The following is a 17,367-nucleotide window of genomic DNA, read 5'->3' on the forward strand; positions in this document are numbered from 1 at the left end:
TAAACCAGAACACAATTAGGATAAGGGATGCCCTCATGAAGCAACATTTCTTTGCCAAGACAGCATTGTCTGCTGTGATTCTTGCCACGCTGGCAGGCTGTGCCGGCCAGACTGATACAGCGCAGGGTTGGCAGGCCGACCAGACATACAAGCTGACCATCCTTCATACCAATGACCACCATGGCCGTTTCTGGCACAACCAAAACGGTGAGTACGGCATGGCGGCGCGTAAGACGCTGCTGGATCAGCTACGTGCTGACGTGGCCGCTGAGGGCGGAACAAGCTTGCTGCTGTCCGGTGGTGATATCAACACCGGGGTGCCGGAGTCAGATCTGCAAAATGCCGAGCCGGATTTTAAAGGCATGAATATGCTGGGCTATGACGCAATGGCGCTGGGGAACCACGAGTTTGATAACCCGATTAATGTGCTGCGTCAGCAGGAAGAGTGGGCTGAGTTCCCAATGCTGTCTGCCAACATTTATGACAAAACAACCGGCAAGCGTATGTTCCAGCCATACCAGATTTTTGAGCGGCAGGGCATCAAAATTGCGGTTATTGGCTTAACGACCGAAGATACGGCGAAGATCGGTAACCCAGAATACATTGGCGGCATCGATTTCCGCGATCCGAAAGAAGAAGCCCAAAAGCTGATTGCAGAGCTGAAAAAGACGGAAAACCCGGATGTGATTATTGCTGCGACGCACATGGGCCACTACGAAAACGGTAACCGGGGCGTCAATGCACCGGGGGATGTGGCACTGGCGCGCTTTCTGCCTGAAGGCGAACTGGACATGATCGTCGGCGGTCACTCTCAGGAACCCGTGTGCATGGAAGGCTCGAACATGTACAACAAGCAGTTCAAGCCTGGCGACGTCTGTAAGCCGGATCAGCAGAACGGTACCTGGATTGTGCAGGCGCACGAGTGGGGTAAATATGTAGGTCGTGCAGATTTTGAATTCCGCAACGGCGAATTGCAGATGGTGAGCTACGATCTGATCCCGGTTAACCTGAAAAAGAAAGTGCAGTTGGCTGACGGCAGCTCAAACCGTGTGTTCATTCAAAATGAAATCGCGCATGACCCATCAGTGAAAGCCTTCCTGCAACCTTATCAGGAGCGTGGTCAGGAAAAACTGAATGTGAAGATCGCTCAGTCAAACGGTAAGCTGGAAGGTGACCGTAATGTGGTGCGTTTTGAGCAGACGAACCTGGGTCGCCTGATTGCGGCATCGCATATGCAGCGTGCCAAAGCCGACTTTGCCGTGATGAACTCCGGCGGCGTGCGTGACTCTATTGCTTCTGGTGATATCACTTACAAAGATGTGCTGAAAGTGCAGCCGTTTGGCAATATCGTGACTTATACCGATATGAGCGGTGCAGAAGTGATGGACTACCTGAATGCCGTCGCAACCAAGCCGGTAGACTCTGGTGCTTACGCACAATTCTACGGTATCTCTATGACGGTACAGAATGGTAATGTGAGCAAAGTGTCGATTGGTGGCAAGCCGCTGGACATGAAGCAAACCTACCGCTTTACGGTTCCAAGCTTTAACGCTGCTGGCGGTGATGGTTATCCGAAACTGGCCGATCATCCGGGCTATGTGAACACTGGTTTTGTGGATGCCGAAGTTCTGAAAGAGTTCCTGGAAAACCACAGCCCAATCGACGTGAATTCGTTCGCGCCAAAAGGTGAAGTGGTTTACCTGTAAGTTTGCCTGAATCATCCGAAGCCCCGGCGATAGCTGGGGCTTTTTTATGGGCGGCAGTTTTGTCTGTGCTCCGGTTGGGCTATAGTGGGGCTTTTGTGACGGAGCTAAAAGTTTATGACCCCAGCAATTAATCTGGCCAAGAAGAATAAAATTCCTCACACCATTCATCAGTACGATCATGATCCGGCGAATACCAATTTCGGGCTCGAAGCTGCCGAGGTCTTGGGGCAGGATCCTGATCGTGTCTTCAAAACGTTGCTGTTTGCCCTGAATGGCGATCAGAAAAAACTGGCGGTCGCGATTGTGCCGGTATCCGGGATGCTGGATCTGAAAGCGGCAGCAAAAGCGGCGGGCTGTAAAAAAGTCGAAATGGCAAATCCACAGATAGCAGAAAAAACAACTGGTTACATTGTAGGTGGGATCAGCCCGTTGGGCCAAAAGAAACGCTTACCGACGTTTCTTGATGCATCAGCCCAGGCATTTGACTCTATTTGTGTCAGTGCCGGACGTCGCGGACTGGAAATTGAGCTCGCACCGACGGATCTGCTGAGCCTGACCGGCGGCCAATTTGCCCCCTTGGGCAAAGATTGATCAGCTGAAGAGCAAACACGGCCAGTAAAAACGGAGAGCCAGCCATTGCTAAGCCAGATCAACCTGAATTTGTTGCGTACGCTGCAGGTCCTGATGGAAGAGTGCCATGTCAGTCGCAGCGCTGAGCGGCTGTGCCTGACTCAGTCAGCGGTCAGCCGCCAACTTAACCAACTGCGTGAGCTGTTTGCTGATCCGCTGTTAATTCGTGAAGGGAACCGGCTGTTACCCACGCCGAGAGGATTGCAGCTTAAGCTGCAGGTGGATGCGATTCTGGAAGGTTGTGAGGCATTGCTGGCGGCTCCGAGTTTTGATCCTGAGCAGTGGCAAGGGCCGATGATCATGGCATCTTCCGACTATGTTGCTCAGTATATTCTGCCGGATATTGTTGAGCGGGTTCAGCGTCAGGCACCACGGCTGAACCTCAGCTACCGGCTTTGGTCTCCGGAACAGATCTCCCGGCTGGGAGAACTTGATATTCATTTGGTTTCGACGATGTTACCTGCCATACCAGACGGATTGTGCGGGGCCCAGATCGGTGCCGATTTTCCGGTGTGTGTGCTGCGCAGAGGCCATCCGCTAGCGTTGGCTCCTCGGCTGACACTCGATGACCTTGTGCGTTATCCGCACATGCGTGTCTCAGCCGGAGGTGACAAGGACAGCTTTGTCGAGCGGGAACTGTCCGCGCTGGGTTTGCAGCGTACCGTCAAATTTTCCGTTCCTTTCTTCAGTTCCGCTTTTCAGACCGTCAGTCGGACAGATATGTTGCTGGTGCTGCCTGAGCACATTGCCATGAATATGCAGGCCTTATTTGATATTACCTACTGCCCGTTACCATTAACCACCCCCGAGCATCGGTACTGGCTGTTATGGCATCCTCGCTATGACGCCGACCCAGCGCATCGCTGGTTCCGTGAGCAGGTAATGGCAGTGATGCAAAGCTCGATGTATTCCATTCAGCCTCGCGTGTATTAACGCAAGCATTCAGTCATCCACAAGGGTTAAGTCTGTTTTTTCAAGCCGGTTTTTCACCTGGATACCTGGCCAGGGTAGCCGGAGACAGTGAGCAAAACAGCACTATGATTTGAAATCATAACCTTAATGATTTCTTTTGATTTCACAGAATACCTTGGCGTTGCTACATTTTTGGCAATACAAGGAGAATCTTATGACATTCAGTATCTGGCTTTCACTATTAATGATTTGCATGCTTGGTGCCATGTCCCCGGGCCCGAGTCTGGCTGTGGTGGCTCAGCACAGTCTGGCAGGCGGCCGCTTACACGGCGTGGTAACATCTTGGGCACACGCTGCAGGTGTCGGCATCTATGCGTTGTTGACCTTGTTGGGTTTGGCTGTGGTACTGAAGCAATCACCGACCCTGTTTCAGGTGATGACATATGCGGGAGCCGCGTATCTTGCGTATCTCGGTTTTAACGCACTGCGTTCAAAAGGTGGCGTGGCGGCGAAGCTGGCTGCCGGTGAGCCGAGCAGTTTGCTGGTAGCGGCGCGCGATGGAGCCATGATTTCTCTGCTGAATCCGAAGCTGGCTCTGTTTTTCTTGGCTCTGTTCAGCCAGTTTGTGGCCATCGGGACAGAATTGTCCAGCCGGGCGATAATAGTGGCCACACCACTGCTGGTGGACGGATTGTGGTACACCCTGATTGCATTTGTGCTGTCTAACCCTCGGGTGCTGGATAAACTTCGCATGAAAGCGCAGCTCATTGACCGTCTGTCAGGGGTTGTATTGATTCTGCTGGCTATGCGGGTGGTTGTTCAGGCCTGAGAAACAACCCGGGGAATACCCAATGTATTAAAAAAGGAGCCACAGGCTCCTTTTGTTTTTCGCAATATGCACAAGAAATACGGATTAACCTTGGCGCTTGCTATGTCGCTCGCGGTTTTCCAGCTTACGCTCCGGGCTTTTTTTCAGCATCACGTATAAGGCACCATTGCCGCCATGCTGGCGGAGCGCTGAGTGAAAACACATCACATCCGTGATTTGTTCGAGCCAGGTGGCAACAAAGCTCTTCATCATGGCCGGTGGATTCGACTTTTCCCCTTTGCCATGAACAATGATGACTGTGCGAATGTCCATCCGCTGGCACTGACGCAGGAAATTCAATACTTCCTCGCGGGCTTCTTTCAACGATTTCCGGTGTAAATCCAGACGCGCCTGAAGATCGTACTTTCCTAAACGAAGTTTACGAAAAACGCCGTCCTGAACGCCGGAACGCTTAAACTCGACCATATCATCAGGTTTGAGCATTTTGGCATAATCTAGGGAAAGGTATTCAGGGTCACTATCGGATAGGGTTTGCGCGGCCAGTCGTCGGGCGAGTTGGGCCTCCGATACCTGGTGCTTTTGTGTGACCTGAACTTTGTCCTGCGCCAGCGGGGCAACGTCGGCCATCATCTCCCGAAAGAGATCAAATTCATTATTCTCTGACATGGTGTTTCAAGATTGGAGACTCATGGCCTGAGTATACCAATTTCGAGCGGCGGGTATAGCGGGGAAAAGAAATCCAGGGTCATCACCGACCGTCTGACCCTGGCGCAAGCAAAAGACTTTGCAAATGGCTCTAGTGAGGAGATGGTGCAGTCAAGACTTTGTAAACAAAGTAACCGCCGTAAAACAACATTAATCCCAAGGCGCCGAAAATGACAATCATTGATGAAAGACCGACTGCATTACCAAATAAAAGCTCTAACCAGAAATCCATAGTCATTCCTTTTTGGTCGTGGGATAGTGGTTGTAAGATACTAATGCAACAGGGTTGTTATGATGATCTGGATCAATGGTGTTTTACATGTTTCACTCTTGTAGCTGCCTCTGCGTGTCTGATCACTTTTTCGGCGCAATTGCTAAATCAATAAGCAATTAAACAGGGAAACGGATAAAATTTACGGTTTCCCTCTTGCGTAATTTCTTGGCCTGAGTAATATAAGCCACCTCAGCAGCACAAGAGCTGTTGGCAAGTAAAGAGTTTACAAGGCTTTTTACTATGTCGGTGAATAGCGCAGTTTGGTGACGCATCCTGATTTTAGGAATAGCGGACCAGAGGGTCGGGGGTTTTCCAAGACCTTGAATTGGCTTCTTCACCGACCACTTTTTAAGTGGCAGGTTTATGACGTGCCGCGACAATGTCGGTGAATAGCGCAGTTTGGTAGCGCATCTGGTTTGGGACCAGAGGGTCGGGGGTTCGAATCCCTCTTCACCGACCACTTTTCAAGTGGCAGGTTTTATGACGTGCCGCGACAATGTCGGTGAATAGCGCAGTTTGGTAGCGCATCTGGTTTGGGACCAGAGGGTCGGGGGTTCGAATCCCTCTTCACCGACCACTTTTCAAGTGGCAGGTTTATGACGTGCCGCGACAATGTCGGTGAATAGCGCAGTTTGGTGACGCATCCTGATTTTAGGAATAGCGGACCAGCGGGTCGGGGGTTTCCCAAGACCTTGAATTGGCCTTTTCATCGACCACTTTTCAAGTGGCAGGTTTACGACGTGCCGCGACAATGTCGGTGAATAGCGCAGTTTGGTAGCGCATCTGGTTTGGGACCAGAGGGTCGGGGGTTCGAATCCCTCTTCACCGACCACTTTTAAGTGGCAGGTTTTATAACGTGCCGCGACAATGTCGGTGAATAGCGCAGTTTGGTAGCGCATCTGGTTTGGGACCAGAGGGTCGGGGGTTCGAATCCCTCTTCACCGACCACTTTTCAAGTGGCAGGTTTTATGACGTGCCGCGACAATGTCGGTGAATAGCGCAGTTTGGTGACGCATCCTGATTTTAGGAATAGCGGACCAGAGGGTCGGGGGTTTTCCAATACCTTGAATTGGCCTCTTCACCGACCACTTTTTAAGTGGCAGGTTTTATGACGTGCTGCGACATGTCGGTGAATAGCGCAGTTTGGTAGCGCATCTGGTTTGGGACCAGAGGGTCGGGGGTTCGAATCCCTCTTCACCGACCACTTATTTGAAAGCCTGCTCATAGAGCAGGCTTTTTTCGTTTCAGTGTTTAGGTCATAACGTTACAGCGTGCAGAGATAAATGTGCTAAACGTGTCTTTCGGGTTATGACGTGTATTTTTGTGTGGAAGGACAGATGGCCTTGGCACTTTGAGTCAGCGGCTCAAGGGTAAACCCCTGATGACTCAGAAGGGCCGGGAGTCCCTGAGGGCCGAGTAAATGCATGGCACCGACCACGACCAGGTATTTGCCCGGCGGGTAGTACTCCGATGCCATCTGATTCGCCCAGTCTCGATTACGAGCATAGATCAGCAACTCATCCGTTTTGGCTGAGTAATGGCTGTCGTCAAAAATGCGTTGCAGCTGAGCCAGATCCCCCGCCTGCCAAGCCGAAATCATGCATTGCAATTGGCTTTCCAGTTGCTCCCATTCCCCTACGGTTGCCATTAACAGATCTTTGCCGTGGTCATCCAGCTGTTCCATCAGAGTGATTTGCTGCTGAACGCTTTCCAGTTCTTTGATGGGGAGTTGGTCTTTTTCTGCCCGACGTAACAACGTCATGTCGATACCGTGAGCCGGACTTAATCCTGCGTTGTCCGCCATTTTCATTTGCAGCTGAATGGCAGCCAGCCAGGGAGGGGATTTCAGCAGTGGCGTCACTTTCAATCCAGCTTTGCGGGCTGTGTCGAGCAAGGCCGTTTTTTCTTCGGTTGAGAGCAGGCTTTCAGTCAGAGGAATTGCGGGGTTAATCCGGGCCTGATTGGGAGCCAGAATGTTGGCTTCGACAACCAGGGCGTTGGCACTGCGCCAGTGGTTCAGGAAAGCTTGTGGCAGCGGGTACAGAGACGGGTGCCCGGCATGGATGGAACCTAGCAGGATAAACTGGCGTTGGCTATCCTGTGCCATCCAGACCAGAGGTTCAGCATGGCTCCAGCTACTGAAAACAGGCACAAGCAATAAGAGTTTAGAAAGTAACGACTTAAACATAGCAATCCTGAGGAAAAGGCGGATAACACAGTTATAACAGCTAACGAAGAGGCTCGCTAGACGAGAGCTTACTCAGAGAAAAACGGGGTTCAGGAAAGTAAATAGCCCTGTTCGGCAGTGGAAGCCGGACAGGGCCTGAAGGGACGTTATTGGCGATCAGGATGGAGCCAGAACCACCAGATAATAAAAGCAATGGTTAGTATACCGATGAGAGCGATCATTTGTGTTGCTCCTTATTGTCTGAGGTAGTACGAGGACGACCGTCCGGAGTGAATAATCGCAGTCGGTTGGCGTTACTGACCACCGTGATGGAAGACAGCGCCATCGCGGCACCGGCGATCACCGGGCTGAGCAAAGCGCCGGTAAACGGGAACAAAATACCGGCAGCAACAGGAATGCCCAAGGTGTTGTAAATAAAGGCACCAAACAAGTTTTGCTTCATGTTTTTTAGGGTGGCACGAGACAGCTGCAACGCATCGGCAACGCCGTGCAGAGAATGACGAACCAGTGTCAGCTGGGCACTTTCAATCGCTACATCACTGCCGCTACCCATGGCAATCCCGACTTCTGACTGGGCGAGGGCCGGAGCATCATTGATGCCGTCACCCACCATGGCCACTTTTTTCCCTTCAGCCTGAAGCGCTTGAATCTGGCTGGATTTACCATCCGGCAATACGCCCGCGATCACTGTGGTGATCCCTGCCTGAGCGGCAATCGCCTGTGCTGTCGATTTGATATCCCCGGTTAGCATGATGACCTCAAGCCCCATGGCCTGCAGGCGCTTGATCGCCTCGACGGAGTCATGGCGGAGCGGATCGCTGATACCGAGTAATCCTGCTAACTGATTCCCGACAGCCACAAAGATCGGAGTGATACCTTGCTGGCTGATTCGTTCGGCATCGTTAATGCCTGCCACGAAATCGACCTGATGTTGTTGCAAAAGCTTTTGATTACCCAGCAGCAAATTCTGTCCGGCCACATCCCCTTCCACGCCAAAGCCGGGTTTGGCTGCAAAGTGGCCATGGGGCTGCAGAGGTAGGGAGTCTGCTTTGGCGGCATCCAGAATAGCCTTCGCCAGTGGGTGCTCGGAGCCTTGCTCTAACGATGCTGCCAGCGATAGCAGGGTCTCTCTGGTGTAGCCGTTGAAAGTCAGGCATTCCACCAGTTGGGGTTTTCCTTCGGTCAGGGTGCCGGTTTTATCCAGCACGACAGTGTCGACTTCGGCGGCCATTTGCAGCGCTTCAGCATTGCGGATGAGCACGCCGTATTCCGCAGCTCGTCCAACCCCGACGGTGACCGACATCGGAGTTGCCAGCCCCAGTGCACATGGACAAGCAATAATTAACACTGTGGTGGCCGTAACCAGCATATAAATGGACGACGGCTCTGGGCCAAAGTAGTACCACACCATGGCCGTGATAACCGCGATGATCATTACCGATGGTACAAAGATCGACGAAATGGTATCAGCCAGCCTTGCCAGCGCCGGTTTACTGCTTTGGGCCTGACGGACCAAGTCGATAATGCGTGCCAGCATGGTGTCCCGGCCGATTTTTTCGGCCCGGAACAGCAGGGTACCATTTTGGTTAATCGTGCCGGCATGCAGAGTGTCCCCTTCGCGTTTGTGTGCGGGCAGCGGCTCACCGGTCAGCATGGATTCATCAATGTAGCTTTCGCCTTGCGTGATTGTCCCGTCTACAGGAATTCGGGCCCCCGGGTAGAGGCGCAGCAGCATCCCTTGTTGTACTTGCGCCAGCGGCACTTCCCGCTCTTCACCTTGCTCAACAATCACAGCGGTCTGGGGTTGGAGATCCATCAGCTGTTCCAGCGCTTTTGAAGTGCGGCTGCGGGCACGGGCTTCAAGGGCATGTCCCAGAGTAATCAAACCGAGGATCATGGCAGAGGCTTCAAAATACACGTGACGTGCCTGATCTGGCAGTAAGTCCGGCACCAGTACAACAAACATTGAATACAGCCAGGCTGCTCCAGTACCTAAGGCGACCAGAGTGTCCATGGTGGCACGGTGATGGCGAAACGCCTTCCAGGCATTAACATAGAAATGGCGACCAGTGGTGACCAGCAGAGCAAGGGTCAGTAAGCCAATGGCTCCCCAGGCCAGTTGCTCAGAGGCTGAGGCGATCATCATACTGCCACCCAGTAGCCCCCATCCCATCATGGGAATACCAACAGCCAGGGCAAGAAAGGCATTGCGCAGGTGGGTGCGGTACAGCTGTTCGTTCTGAGCCTGCTGGCGCTGGCGGCGGGTTGCTTCATCTTCTGATAATTCGGCGCCGTAGCCGGCTTGGGTCACGGCTTCGATGATCTGTTCACTGTCCGCCGAGCCAGTGACCTGCGCCGTCCTCTCAGCTAGGTTGACCGATGCCTGAGTGACGCCGGGAACGCTCAGAATGGCTTTTTCTACCGAGGCAACACAGCTGGCACAGGTCATGCCGGACAGCATGTATTGCTGGGCTGTTGGTTGAGCTGTTGGAGGTTTTTGTTGCTCTGACGGCTGAGCCATGGGGGCAGTGACGGGCTGTGAGTGTTCAGGTGCCGCCGCTTTCGCCGCATCAGCAACCGGATTTTGAGGAATGACAGCAGGCAAAACCGAGTCATCCGGCACAGCCTGGTAGCCCAAGGCTGTTATTAGTGAGATCACCGCTGGTGTATCCAGTGTGGTGGTAACGGTAGCCAAAGTTTTGGTGACGGAAAACTGGCTGATCTCAGGCTGCTCTGCCAGTGCTTTTTCAACTTTCGCGACACATTTACCACAGCTAAGCCCGCTGAGAGCCAAGGAGAGAGTGGCGGGGGCAGCATCGGAAGAGCCATTTTCTGACCGTGGCACCTGATAACCAAGCGATTCGATCAGTGCAATTAATTCGTTTTCTGCCAAACGGGTGGTGGCTTTGAGGGACGTCTTGGTCACGTCGGCATTGCTCACCTGAGGATGCGCATCCAGGGCCGTCTTGACTTTGCTGACGCATTTTCCGCACGACAGACCGGCCAGTGGCAGGACAATTTCCCGGCCAGTGTCATAATCGACTTCGTACCCGAGTTGAGTAATCGCCTCGACAACGTCAGCCTCTTTCATCGAACCTCTGACCAACGCCTGTTGGGTATCAACATCAACAGATTCCACGCCGGGTAACTCGGTCAGCGCCGTTTTAATTTTGCCGGCACAGTTCATACACCGGACTTTTTTTAGGGGAAGAGTTAATTCAGCCATCATATAGCCTTGCTTGTCAGGTTAAAGCAATGCGTTTATCACAACACGCGCATTACTTGAGTCAATGCGTTTATCCATTACAAGTAATGATAAAGCTTCCATCAAGTGGAAGGTCAAGGAAGCGTGATAAAGAATTTTCATCATGGGTGCTTGAGGCGTTTTTCTGCGGTGTAGAGACAGTTTTTGCTGGTATGGTGACACTGACATTACGACTTGCGAACTGTCACAGTGAAGAGGCATACTGAATAAAACCTTCCATTAACTGTAAGGCAGAATGATGAACATCAGTGAAGTTGCTCAGCGTACGGGGCTGACCACCAAAACCATTCGATTTTATGAAGACAAAGGGGTGATATCGCCTCCGCTGCGGGCTGAAAATGGCTATCGCCAGTACAGTCGTCGGCATCTGGATGAGTTACTGCTGATCCGTCGCTCGCGGCTGGTCGGGTTTACGCTGGAAGAAAGCCGCGAGTTACTGGAGTTTTCCCGCGATCCCCATCGTCGCAGTGCGGATGTCAAAGCCAAAGCAGAGCAGAAGCTGCTGGAAATTGATGGAAAAATCCGGGAGTTGTTGGAAATGAAACAAACCCTGGAAGCATTAACCAAACAGTGTCCGGGCGATGAGGGCGCACGATGCCCGATTATTGATGGTCTGAGTCGTTGCGACGGCTAGCAAACAAGAAACAAACATCAGGAAAATAAAGATATCGCTTTAAGGGACAATAACCAATAGCCGGGCTTGGCAAAGCGACCGGCTCAGGTTAGAACTGTCTTTGGTAAAGGGCTTCAGTCAGCCTTCAGGAGATGTCAGTCTCGGCTTTCGTCTGACCTGTTCAGCCGCTTAGTAAAGCAGGGCGTACAGCTGACGGCGGTACTTGCTGGCAATGGCGTTCCCCTGACCCAGAGCCGTAAGAATATCCATCATGGTTTTCTTGGCCGCGCCGTCGGCAAAGTTGATGTTTTTACGCAGCAGTTTAAGCAATAATTCCAACGCCTCTTCGGTACGATCAACCTGGCTGTACTGAACGGCCAGTTCGAACGCAATCTCCTGATTCTCAGGCTCGGCTGTCAATTTTTCTTCCAACAGGCGAATTTCCGGGGAGTCACTGGCTTGTTTATGCAGCTCCAGCTTGGCAATCAGGCCTTTGAATTTAGCATCCTGATCCTGCATCGGGATGGTCGCCAGCAACAATTCAGCCTCATCAAACTGAGACGTCTCGAGCAGACACTCGGCCATTGCCAGATTGATCACACTGTTCTGCTCAAATTTCGCCGCCAGTTCGCGCAGAACCGGTAACGCTTCGTTGTATTGTTTTTCATCTACCTGTGCCAGGGCGTTTTTCAGTGCCAGCTCTTCCTGACTCGGCAGGTGTTTGCTCAGCATCTCACGCAGGCTTTGCTCCGTTTGCGGACCGGCCGCTCCATCTACCGGCTGACCGTTTTTGAACAGGGCGACGGTTGGCAGGCTGCGCACGCCAAACTGACCGGCCACCATAGGTTGGGCCTCGCAGTTCAGGGTCGCCAGCACGACTTGTCCCTGATAAGACGCCACAATGCGTTCCAGGAGGTGGTTTACTTCAGCCGTTTCCGGCATAGAGGATGCCCAGAAGCTGATTATAACCGGCGTCTGCATCGATTGCTCAATAACCTGGTGAAGGTTCTGCTCGTTCAATTCGATAGATACTTGTGGGTCATACATGGGTTCTTTTCACTCCCTGGGGAAAATGGCGATGCGCAGTGCTGAACACTATTCAGCTAACGCGCTGTATTGAATATGTTATGGGGGAGTGACGTCAGAATTTCAAGGGAAAGAGAGCGGAAGATCACGTGGCGGAAGAGAAAACACACAAACCGAAAAGTGGAGAGCCAGGCTCTCCACTTTTCAGGAAAAGGTCAACAGCAGAGCGAGTGTCACACAGACACAGAGAAAATTAATTTGGCGCAATGTCATAACCACACCTTTTATTGTTCAAAACGCACTACAGACAAAAGTTCTTGGTAAGTCATTGGTACTAAGGGGCACTTCCTTTAACTTACCGGAACAGAATATCTGTATTCTGTGACACTAATATTACATTTTGTCTGTTTTTGATGTGGTTGGTACCCTTATTTTGTTTAATCCGGTGTTTTTAATGCTTAACTTTATAAAATCGCTGCCATTTTGTGCAGCGATGTCACGATATTGTGTGAATGAATATTCACTCAATTGCAATTCTGGGCTGCCCGGGCATTAAAGCGCTTGGTTAGGCACTTTTTTTCAGCAGGTTGTCGAGCCAACGACTGGGCAATACTCGCCGCAGAAAACCGAACAGATAGGTCGGCTGTGTGACGAAATAGCGGGCCTTGGGGGTGTCACTGTCGATGATGGCTTGCAAGGGTTTAAGCACGGCTTCTGCCCCCAGAGTGAAGCGGTTCGACGGTGAGGATTTGCCCAGCCGTTCCAGCGTTTGTTGATAGGTGCGATGGTGGCGGGAAGCAGTCATGTCGATGTGTTGTTCAAACTTGGCTTTGGCGTTGGCCCGGAACTGGCTTTCAATAGGACCGGGCTCAATCAGGCTGACATGCACGGGGGTATCGTCAAGTTCAAGACGTAGGGTATCGGTGTAGCCCTCTAATGCAAACTTACTGGCATTGTAGGCACCGCGGTATTTCATCGCGACTAGGCCCAGTACTGAGCTGTTCTGCACGATTTTTCCGCTTCCCTGACGGAGCATGACCGGAATAACAGCCCGAGTCAGGTGGTGCCAGCCAAACAGGTTGGTTGAGAACTGCTGGCGCAGGGCATCGGTCGGGAGATCTTCCAGGGCGCCGGGCTGGCCATAGGCGGCATTGTTAAACAGCACATCCAGTCGCCCTTCTGTAATCGCCAGCGTTTCGGCCAAACCTTGTTCAATTGACGTTTCGCTGTCCATATCAAGTTGGACACACTGTAGTCCCTCCTGTTTCAGACGCTCGACATCTTCCCGGCGACGGCAGCTGGCCACTACCTGATAACCTGCGCGATGCAGGGCATGGGCGCAGTGATAGCCAATGCCGCTACTGCACCCGGTTATTAAAATACTGATGGTCATGATTATTCCGTTAGGTCTGAAAGGTGAAACTTACTGGCAAAGCCGCACTCTGATTTACAGGTGCGGCGCGACTTCCTGCGCCATAAACTCGGCGATCCAGGGTTGGGCGGCGGCGGTCGGATGCAGCCCGTCCTCCATCATCCAGTCTGGTTTCAGGATGATGTGTTCCAGAAAAAAGGGCAGCAGCGGCACCTCATATTCTTTACTGATGTCCTGATACAACATCGCAAACTGCTGACTGTAGCGTTTGCCGTAATTAGGCGGGACATAAATCTGCATTAACAACGGCTTTGCCCCGCTGGCTTCGATTTGGGTGATCATCTCTGCAAGGTTATTGCGTATAGTTGAAGGAGGAAAACCGCGCAGGCCATCGTTGGCACCCAGCTCAATGATCACATAGGCGGGCTTATGGCGTGTCAGCAAAGCCGGTAGCCGGGCTAGGCCGTTCCCGGTCGTATCGCCGGAAATACTGGCATTGACGACGTCAAGACGGCGGCCTTTTTTGTCTAGCTCATCGGCCAGTAAGTTCGGCCAGCTTTGTTCGGCTGACATCCGGTAGCCGGCGCTGAGGCTGTCGCCCACCACAACCAGAGTACTGGCCAGGCTCAGGGGCGCTAAGAGTAACAATAAGATAACTGAAAGGAATCGTAACATGTCTACATCCGTGATAAAGGCTGTCTCAGTGTCCAAGCAGGTAACGACGGCATCGTCGTCTCTGACCATTCTGCAGGATGTTTCTCTCGAGGTCGAGCAGGGGGAGGCGATCGCGTTGGTCGGCGTCTCCGGGGCGGGTAAATCCACCCTGATGACATTACTGGCAGGACTGGACTTGCCGACCCACGGAGACATTGAGTTACTGGGAAATGCTCTGAGCCAGATGGATGACGAAGCCCGTGCAGCCTTGCGCAGTGAATCGGTTGGCTTTGTTTTTCAGAGTTTTCTTCTTATTCCCTCACTGTCGGCGCTGGAGAATGTGATGCTGCCTGCAATCATCAAAGGGGAGGTTTCGGACGAATCCCGGGCTCGCGAATTGCTGAATCAGGTTGGCCTCAGCGGCCGTGAAACGCACCTTCCCAGCCAGCTTTCCGGCGGTGAGCAACAGCGGGTGGCCCTTGCCAGGGCGTTTATGACCTCGCCCAAAGTATTGTTTGCTGATGAACCGACCGGGAATCTTGACCAACACACGGCCGCGACGGTGATTGAGCTGCTATTTGCCCTTAACCGGGATCACGGTACAACGCTGATTCTGGTCACCCATGACCCGTATCTGGCGGATCGCTGCGACCGAACCCTGACACTGGAAAATGGCAAGGTGGTGGCATGACCGATATGAGTGACACCCGAGTGATCACGGCATCTGCCAACCACTCTCTGATGCTGAAATGGACCTGGCGGGAATTGTGGCAGGGGCAGTTGTGGCCGGTCGCTGTTGCGCTGACCCTCATCATTGCCTGTGTCTTTGCGCTGGCTGCACTGGTGGTGCGGGTGGAAAAAGTGATGGTGGCTCAAGGGCGCTCGATGATCGCAGCCGATTTGGTGCTCAGGGCATCCAACCCGATTTCGCCGGATCTGATTGCTCAGGCTCAGCGTCAGGGGCTGGTTATTTCCCGCCAGACCCGGTTTGGCACCATGGCGTTCAGTGATTCTGCTATGCAGCTGGTGAGTGTCAAAAGTGTTGAAGGAAATTTTCCGCTCAGGGGAGAGCTCAGCCTGAAAACGCCGACCGGGATGCATCACCAGGTGTTACCCGGCGAGCTGTGGCTGGATGAGCGCCTGTTCGGGCTGCTGAATGTGAAACCCGGTGACAGCCTGGCAATTGGTGATGCTGAGCTGGTGGTCAGCGGCACTATAGTTCAGGAGCCGGAGCTGTCGTTTAATCCTTTCAGCCAGATGCCGGCGGTGATGATCCATGCCGATGATCTGGCTCGCACCGGTGCCATACAACCTGGCAGCCGGGTCAGTTACCGTGCTTATTTCAACGGCGCTGACAATCAGCTGGCCGCCTTACAGCAAGCCGTGACGCTGACACCGGATCAACGCTGGATCAGTGAGACGACTCAGGGCCGTACCGGCGATATGCTGGACAAAGCCCGTCAGTACCTGTCTCTGACGTTGATTCTGGTGATCCTGATGGCGGCCGCTACGCTGGTGCTGACCTGCCTGCATTATGTTTCGACCCGCACTGAAACGGTAGCCATGATGAAAAGTCTCGGCGCCAGCAAGCGCTGGCTGTGGCGCTGGCTGGCACGTCAATTGGCCATGTTGTTTGCAGTTGCTGCAACCGCCGGGATTACTCTGGGTTGGCTGTTGGAGTATCTGCTGCGGGTGCCGCTGCACGATATTTTGCCGGATCCTTTGCCGGACATGGGCTGGACGCCGGGAGTGGTCAGCTTGTTGGTGGCGGGGTTGGTGGCACTGCCCGGAATGGGGATCGCCTTGATACGACTGGTTGACGCTCCGGCGATTTCGGTGATTCAGCAGCAGGTGGACTGGCCGGTACAAAAGCGGGGATACTGGCTGCTGGTTCTGCCATTGGCGGCGGCACTGCTTTGGTTTGGCCAGAACACTTTGGTCTGGATGACCCTGGCCGGGTTGCTGGTGGTCTTAGCCGTGCTGGCCGGGCTTGGTGTCGCACTGGTGCTGTTGCTCAAGCGCGGGCAATGGGGGCCGGCAATGACGCTCGCCCTGAGCCGGATCAGCCGCAGCCGGATGGCAACCGGTGCGCAGCTGGCGGCATTGACCAGCTCGCTGATGCTGCTGACGGTTATCTGGCTGCTGCGGTCCGATTTGCTGGCTGACTGGCAACAGACGTTACCGCTGGATGCGCCCAATGTGTTTGCTCTCAATATCAGTCCCGAGCAGCGTGAAGAGTACTTATCCACTCTGGATGCCGAAGGGGTGATTCGCTCGGACATTTACCCGGTGATTCGGGGACGTCTGACCCATCGCAACGGCGAGGATTTGCTGGCCGGAGAGCGTGAAGAGCAAGACGATGCCCTGCGGCGTGAACTGAATTTTACCTGGCGTAAAGCCATGCCGGTTCATAATACGCTGATGGAAGGACGCTGGGGCGAACCGGGCAGTGTATCGGTGGAGTCGGGTATTGCAGAGCGGCTGGGCATTGTGCTCGGGGATACCCTGACGTTTTCCGTTAACAGCCAGCCGTTCACGGCCAACGTGTCCAGTATCCGCGAAGTGGAGTGGCGCAATATGCGGCCAAACTTTTTCTTCATCTTTGCCCCGGATGTGATGGAGACTCTGCCTGCGACCTGGCTGGTCAGTTACCGGGTTGAGGACGGGCAGAGTGCGTTGGTCAACCGGTTAGGACGGGATTTCCCGACCGTCACCTTGCTTGACCTGCGGACCATGGCGACCCGGATTCAGGGCATCATGCAGCAAATTTCCCTGTCGCTGTCGGTGCTGGCGGCGCTGGGGGTGATCAGCGGTTTGCTGCTGGTTCTGACCCTGTTACGGCTGAGTATGGCGCAGCGGCGCCAGGAAATTCGGCTGTACCGGACCCTCGGTGCCAGTAAAAAACGGATTGCCGCAACGGTATGGGGGGAGTTTGGCATTATGGCATTGCTGGCCGGCGTGCTGGCTGCGGCAGCCGCGGAAGTGGTTGTAGCCGCTCTGGTCAAGTGGGGATTCGAGCTGCCGGTGCAGGGGCATCCGGTGATCTGGCTGGTCGTGCCTGTGTTGTCATTGCTGCTGGTGGTCGTGATTATCCGCAGTATGCTGCGGGATTTGTTGGAGCCGGTACGAAGCTAGCTGCCAATGGCTTATATTATCCAATGCGTAAGCAGAAACAAAAGCATAAGCAGTGCAG

14 protein-coding genes and 8 tRNA genes are annotated in these 17,367 nt (G+C 53.4%); 15 read left to right on the plus strand and 7 right to left on the minus strand.

Annotated elements, in window-relative coordinates:
• Window positions 1-35: 35 nt before the first annotated feature.
• From ushA to FH974_RS03790, 4 genes are all read left to right on the plus strand, one after another.
• A complete protein-coding gene (gene ushA, locus FH974_RS03775) occupies window positions 36-1,706 on the plus strand; it encodes a bifunctional UDP-sugar hydrolase/5'-nucleotidase UshA (RefSeq protein ID WP_047887648.1) in 1,671 nt (556 codons plus the stop codon).
• Window positions 1,707-1,820: 114 nt separating this feature from the next.
• Entirely contained in the window at window positions 1,821-2,297 is a 477-nt protein-coding gene (gene ybaK / locus FH974_RS03780; RefSeq protein ID WP_047887649.1) for a Cys-tRNA(Pro) deacylase, read from the plus strand.
• Between the two features lie 45 nt (window positions 2,298-2,342).
• Window positions 2,343-3,269 (plus strand): LysR family transcriptional regulator, encoded by a 927-nt coding sequence (locus FH974_RS03785; RefSeq protein WP_084712694.1) that lies wholly within the window; start codon window positions 2,343-2,345, stop codon window positions 3,267-3,269.
• Window positions 3,270-3,462: 193 nt separating this feature from the next.
• A complete protein-coding gene (locus FH974_RS03790) occupies window positions 3,463-4,077 on the plus strand; it encodes a LysE family translocator (RefSeq protein ID WP_047887650.1) in 615 nt (204 codons plus the stop codon).
• Between the two features lie 84 nt (window positions 4,078-4,161).
• Here the strand turns inward: FH974_RS03790 and smrA are convergent, their stop codons facing one another.
• Together smrA and FH974_RS03800 are read right to left on the minus strand one after the other, a co-directional pair.
• Window positions 4,162-4,743 carry a DNA endonuclease SmrA gene (gene smrA / locus FH974_RS03795; protein WP_047887651.1) on the minus strand — a complete coding sequence of 194 codons (582 nt, stop codon included), beginning with the start codon at window positions 4,741-4,743 and terminating at the stop codon, window positions 4,162-4,164.
• Between the two features lie 130 nt (window positions 4,744-4,873).
• Window positions 4,874-5,014: a DUF3149 domain-containing protein gene (locus tag FH974_RS03800; RefSeq protein ID WP_047887652.1), complete on the minus strand. Its 141-nt coding sequence runs from the start codon at window positions 5,012-5,014 to the stop codon at window positions 4,874-4,876.
• 286 nt (window positions 5,015-5,300) lie between these two features.
• On the opposite strand from FH974_RS03800, the gene FH974_RS03805 reads away from it, so the two are divergent.
• The 8 genes from FH974_RS03805 to FH974_RS03840 all read left to right on the plus strand — a co-directional run bounded on the left by FH974_RS03805 (window position 5,301) and on the right by FH974_RS03840 (window position 6,260).
• Window positions 5,301-5,400: transfer RNA gene (locus FH974_RS03805), tRNA-OTHER, on the plus strand.
• A gap of 39 nt (window positions 5,401-5,439) precedes the next feature.
• Window positions 5,440-5,516 (plus strand) — tRNA-Pro (locus FH974_RS03810).
• A 40-nt stretch (window positions 5,517-5,556) separates the two neighbouring features.
• A tRNA-Pro gene (locus tag FH974_RS03815) sits at window positions 5,557-5,633 on the plus strand.
• Between the two features lie 39 nt (window positions 5,634-5,672).
• Window positions 5,673-5,772: transfer RNA gene (locus FH974_RS03820), tRNA-OTHER, on the plus strand.
• Window positions 5,773-5,811: 39 nt separating this feature from the next.
• A tRNA-Pro gene (locus tag FH974_RS03825) sits at window positions 5,812-5,888 on the plus strand.
• Between the two features lie 39 nt (window positions 5,889-5,927).
• Window positions 5,928-6,004, plus strand: a tRNA-Pro gene (locus FH974_RS03830).
• Window positions 6,005-6,044: 40 nt separating this feature from the next.
• A tRNA-OTHER gene (locus FH974_RS03835) sits at window positions 6,045-6,144 on the plus strand.
• 39 nt (window positions 6,145-6,183) lie between these two features.
• A tRNA-Pro gene (locus tag FH974_RS03840) sits at window positions 6,184-6,260 on the plus strand.
• Between the two features lie 102 nt (window positions 6,261-6,362).
• On the opposite strand, the gene FH974_RS03845 is transcribed toward FH974_RS03840, so the two are convergent.
• Together FH974_RS03845 and FH974_RS03850 are read right to left on the minus strand one after the other, a co-directional pair.
• A complete protein-coding gene (locus tag FH974_RS03845) occupies window positions 6,363-7,244 on the minus strand; it encodes a TraB/GumN family protein (protein WP_047887430.1) in 882 nt (293 codons plus the stop codon).
• A 217-nt stretch (window positions 7,245-7,461) separates the two neighbouring features.
• A complete protein-coding gene (locus FH974_RS03850) occupies window positions 7,462-10,470 on the minus strand; it encodes a cation transporter (protein ID WP_207103495.1) in 3,009 nt (1,002 codons plus the stop codon).
• A gap of 277 nt (window positions 10,471-10,747) precedes the next feature.
• Here FH974_RS03850 and cueR point away from each other — a divergent pair, with 277 nt between their 5' ends.
• Window positions 10,748-11,143, plus strand: a complete 396-nt coding sequence (cueR, locus tag FH974_RS03855; RefSeq protein ID WP_047887429.1) for a Cu(I)-responsive transcriptional regulator — start codon at window positions 10,748-10,750, stop codon at window positions 11,141-11,143.
• 168 nt (window positions 11,144-11,311) lie between these two features.
• Here the strand turns inward: cueR and FH974_RS03860 are convergent, their stop codons facing one another.
• The 3 genes from FH974_RS03860 to tesA form a co-directional block, all read right to left on the minus strand.
• The gene (locus FH974_RS03860) at window positions 11,312-12,169 is read right to left on the minus strand and encodes a co-chaperone YbbN (protein WP_047887428.1); all 858 of its coding nucleotides are present in this window, start codon (window positions 12,167-12,169) and stop codon (window positions 11,312-11,314) included.
• A 544-nt stretch (window positions 12,170-12,713) separates the two neighbouring features.
• Window positions 12,714-13,541, minus strand: coding sequence for an SDR family oxidoreductase (locus FH974_RS03865; RefSeq protein ID WP_047887427.1), 828 nt, complete (start codon window positions 13,539-13,541; stop codon window positions 12,714-12,716).
• A gap of 54 nt (window positions 13,542-13,595) precedes the next feature.
• Window positions 13,596-14,195, minus strand: coding sequence for a multifunctional acyl-CoA thioesterase I/protease I/lysophospholipase L1 (tesA, locus tag FH974_RS03870; protein WP_047887426.1), 600 nt, complete (start codon window positions 14,193-14,195; stop codon window positions 13,596-13,598).
• On the opposite strand from tesA, the gene FH974_RS03875 reads away from it, so the two are divergent.
• Together FH974_RS03875 and FH974_RS03880 are read left to right on the plus strand one after the other, a co-directional pair.
• A complete protein-coding gene (locus FH974_RS03875) occupies window positions 14,194-14,865 on the plus strand; it encodes an ABC transporter ATP-binding protein (RefSeq protein ID WP_047887425.1) in 672 nt (223 codons plus the stop codon). The two genes, tesA and FH974_RS03875, sit on opposite strands and share 2 nt — an antisense overlap.
• Entirely contained in the window at window positions 14,862-17,309 is a 2,448-nt protein-coding gene (locus FH974_RS03880; protein WP_047887424.1) for an ABC transporter permease, read from the plus strand. The genes FH974_RS03875 and FH974_RS03880 overlap by 4 nt, the downstream gene beginning before the upstream one ends.
• Window positions 17,310-17,367: the final 58 nt, after the last annotated feature.

Source organism: Photobacterium ganghwense (assembly GCF_017329545.1).
Lineage (GTDB): Bacteria > Pseudomonadota > Gammaproteobacteria > Enterobacterales > Vibrionaceae > Photobacterium > Photobacterium ganghwense.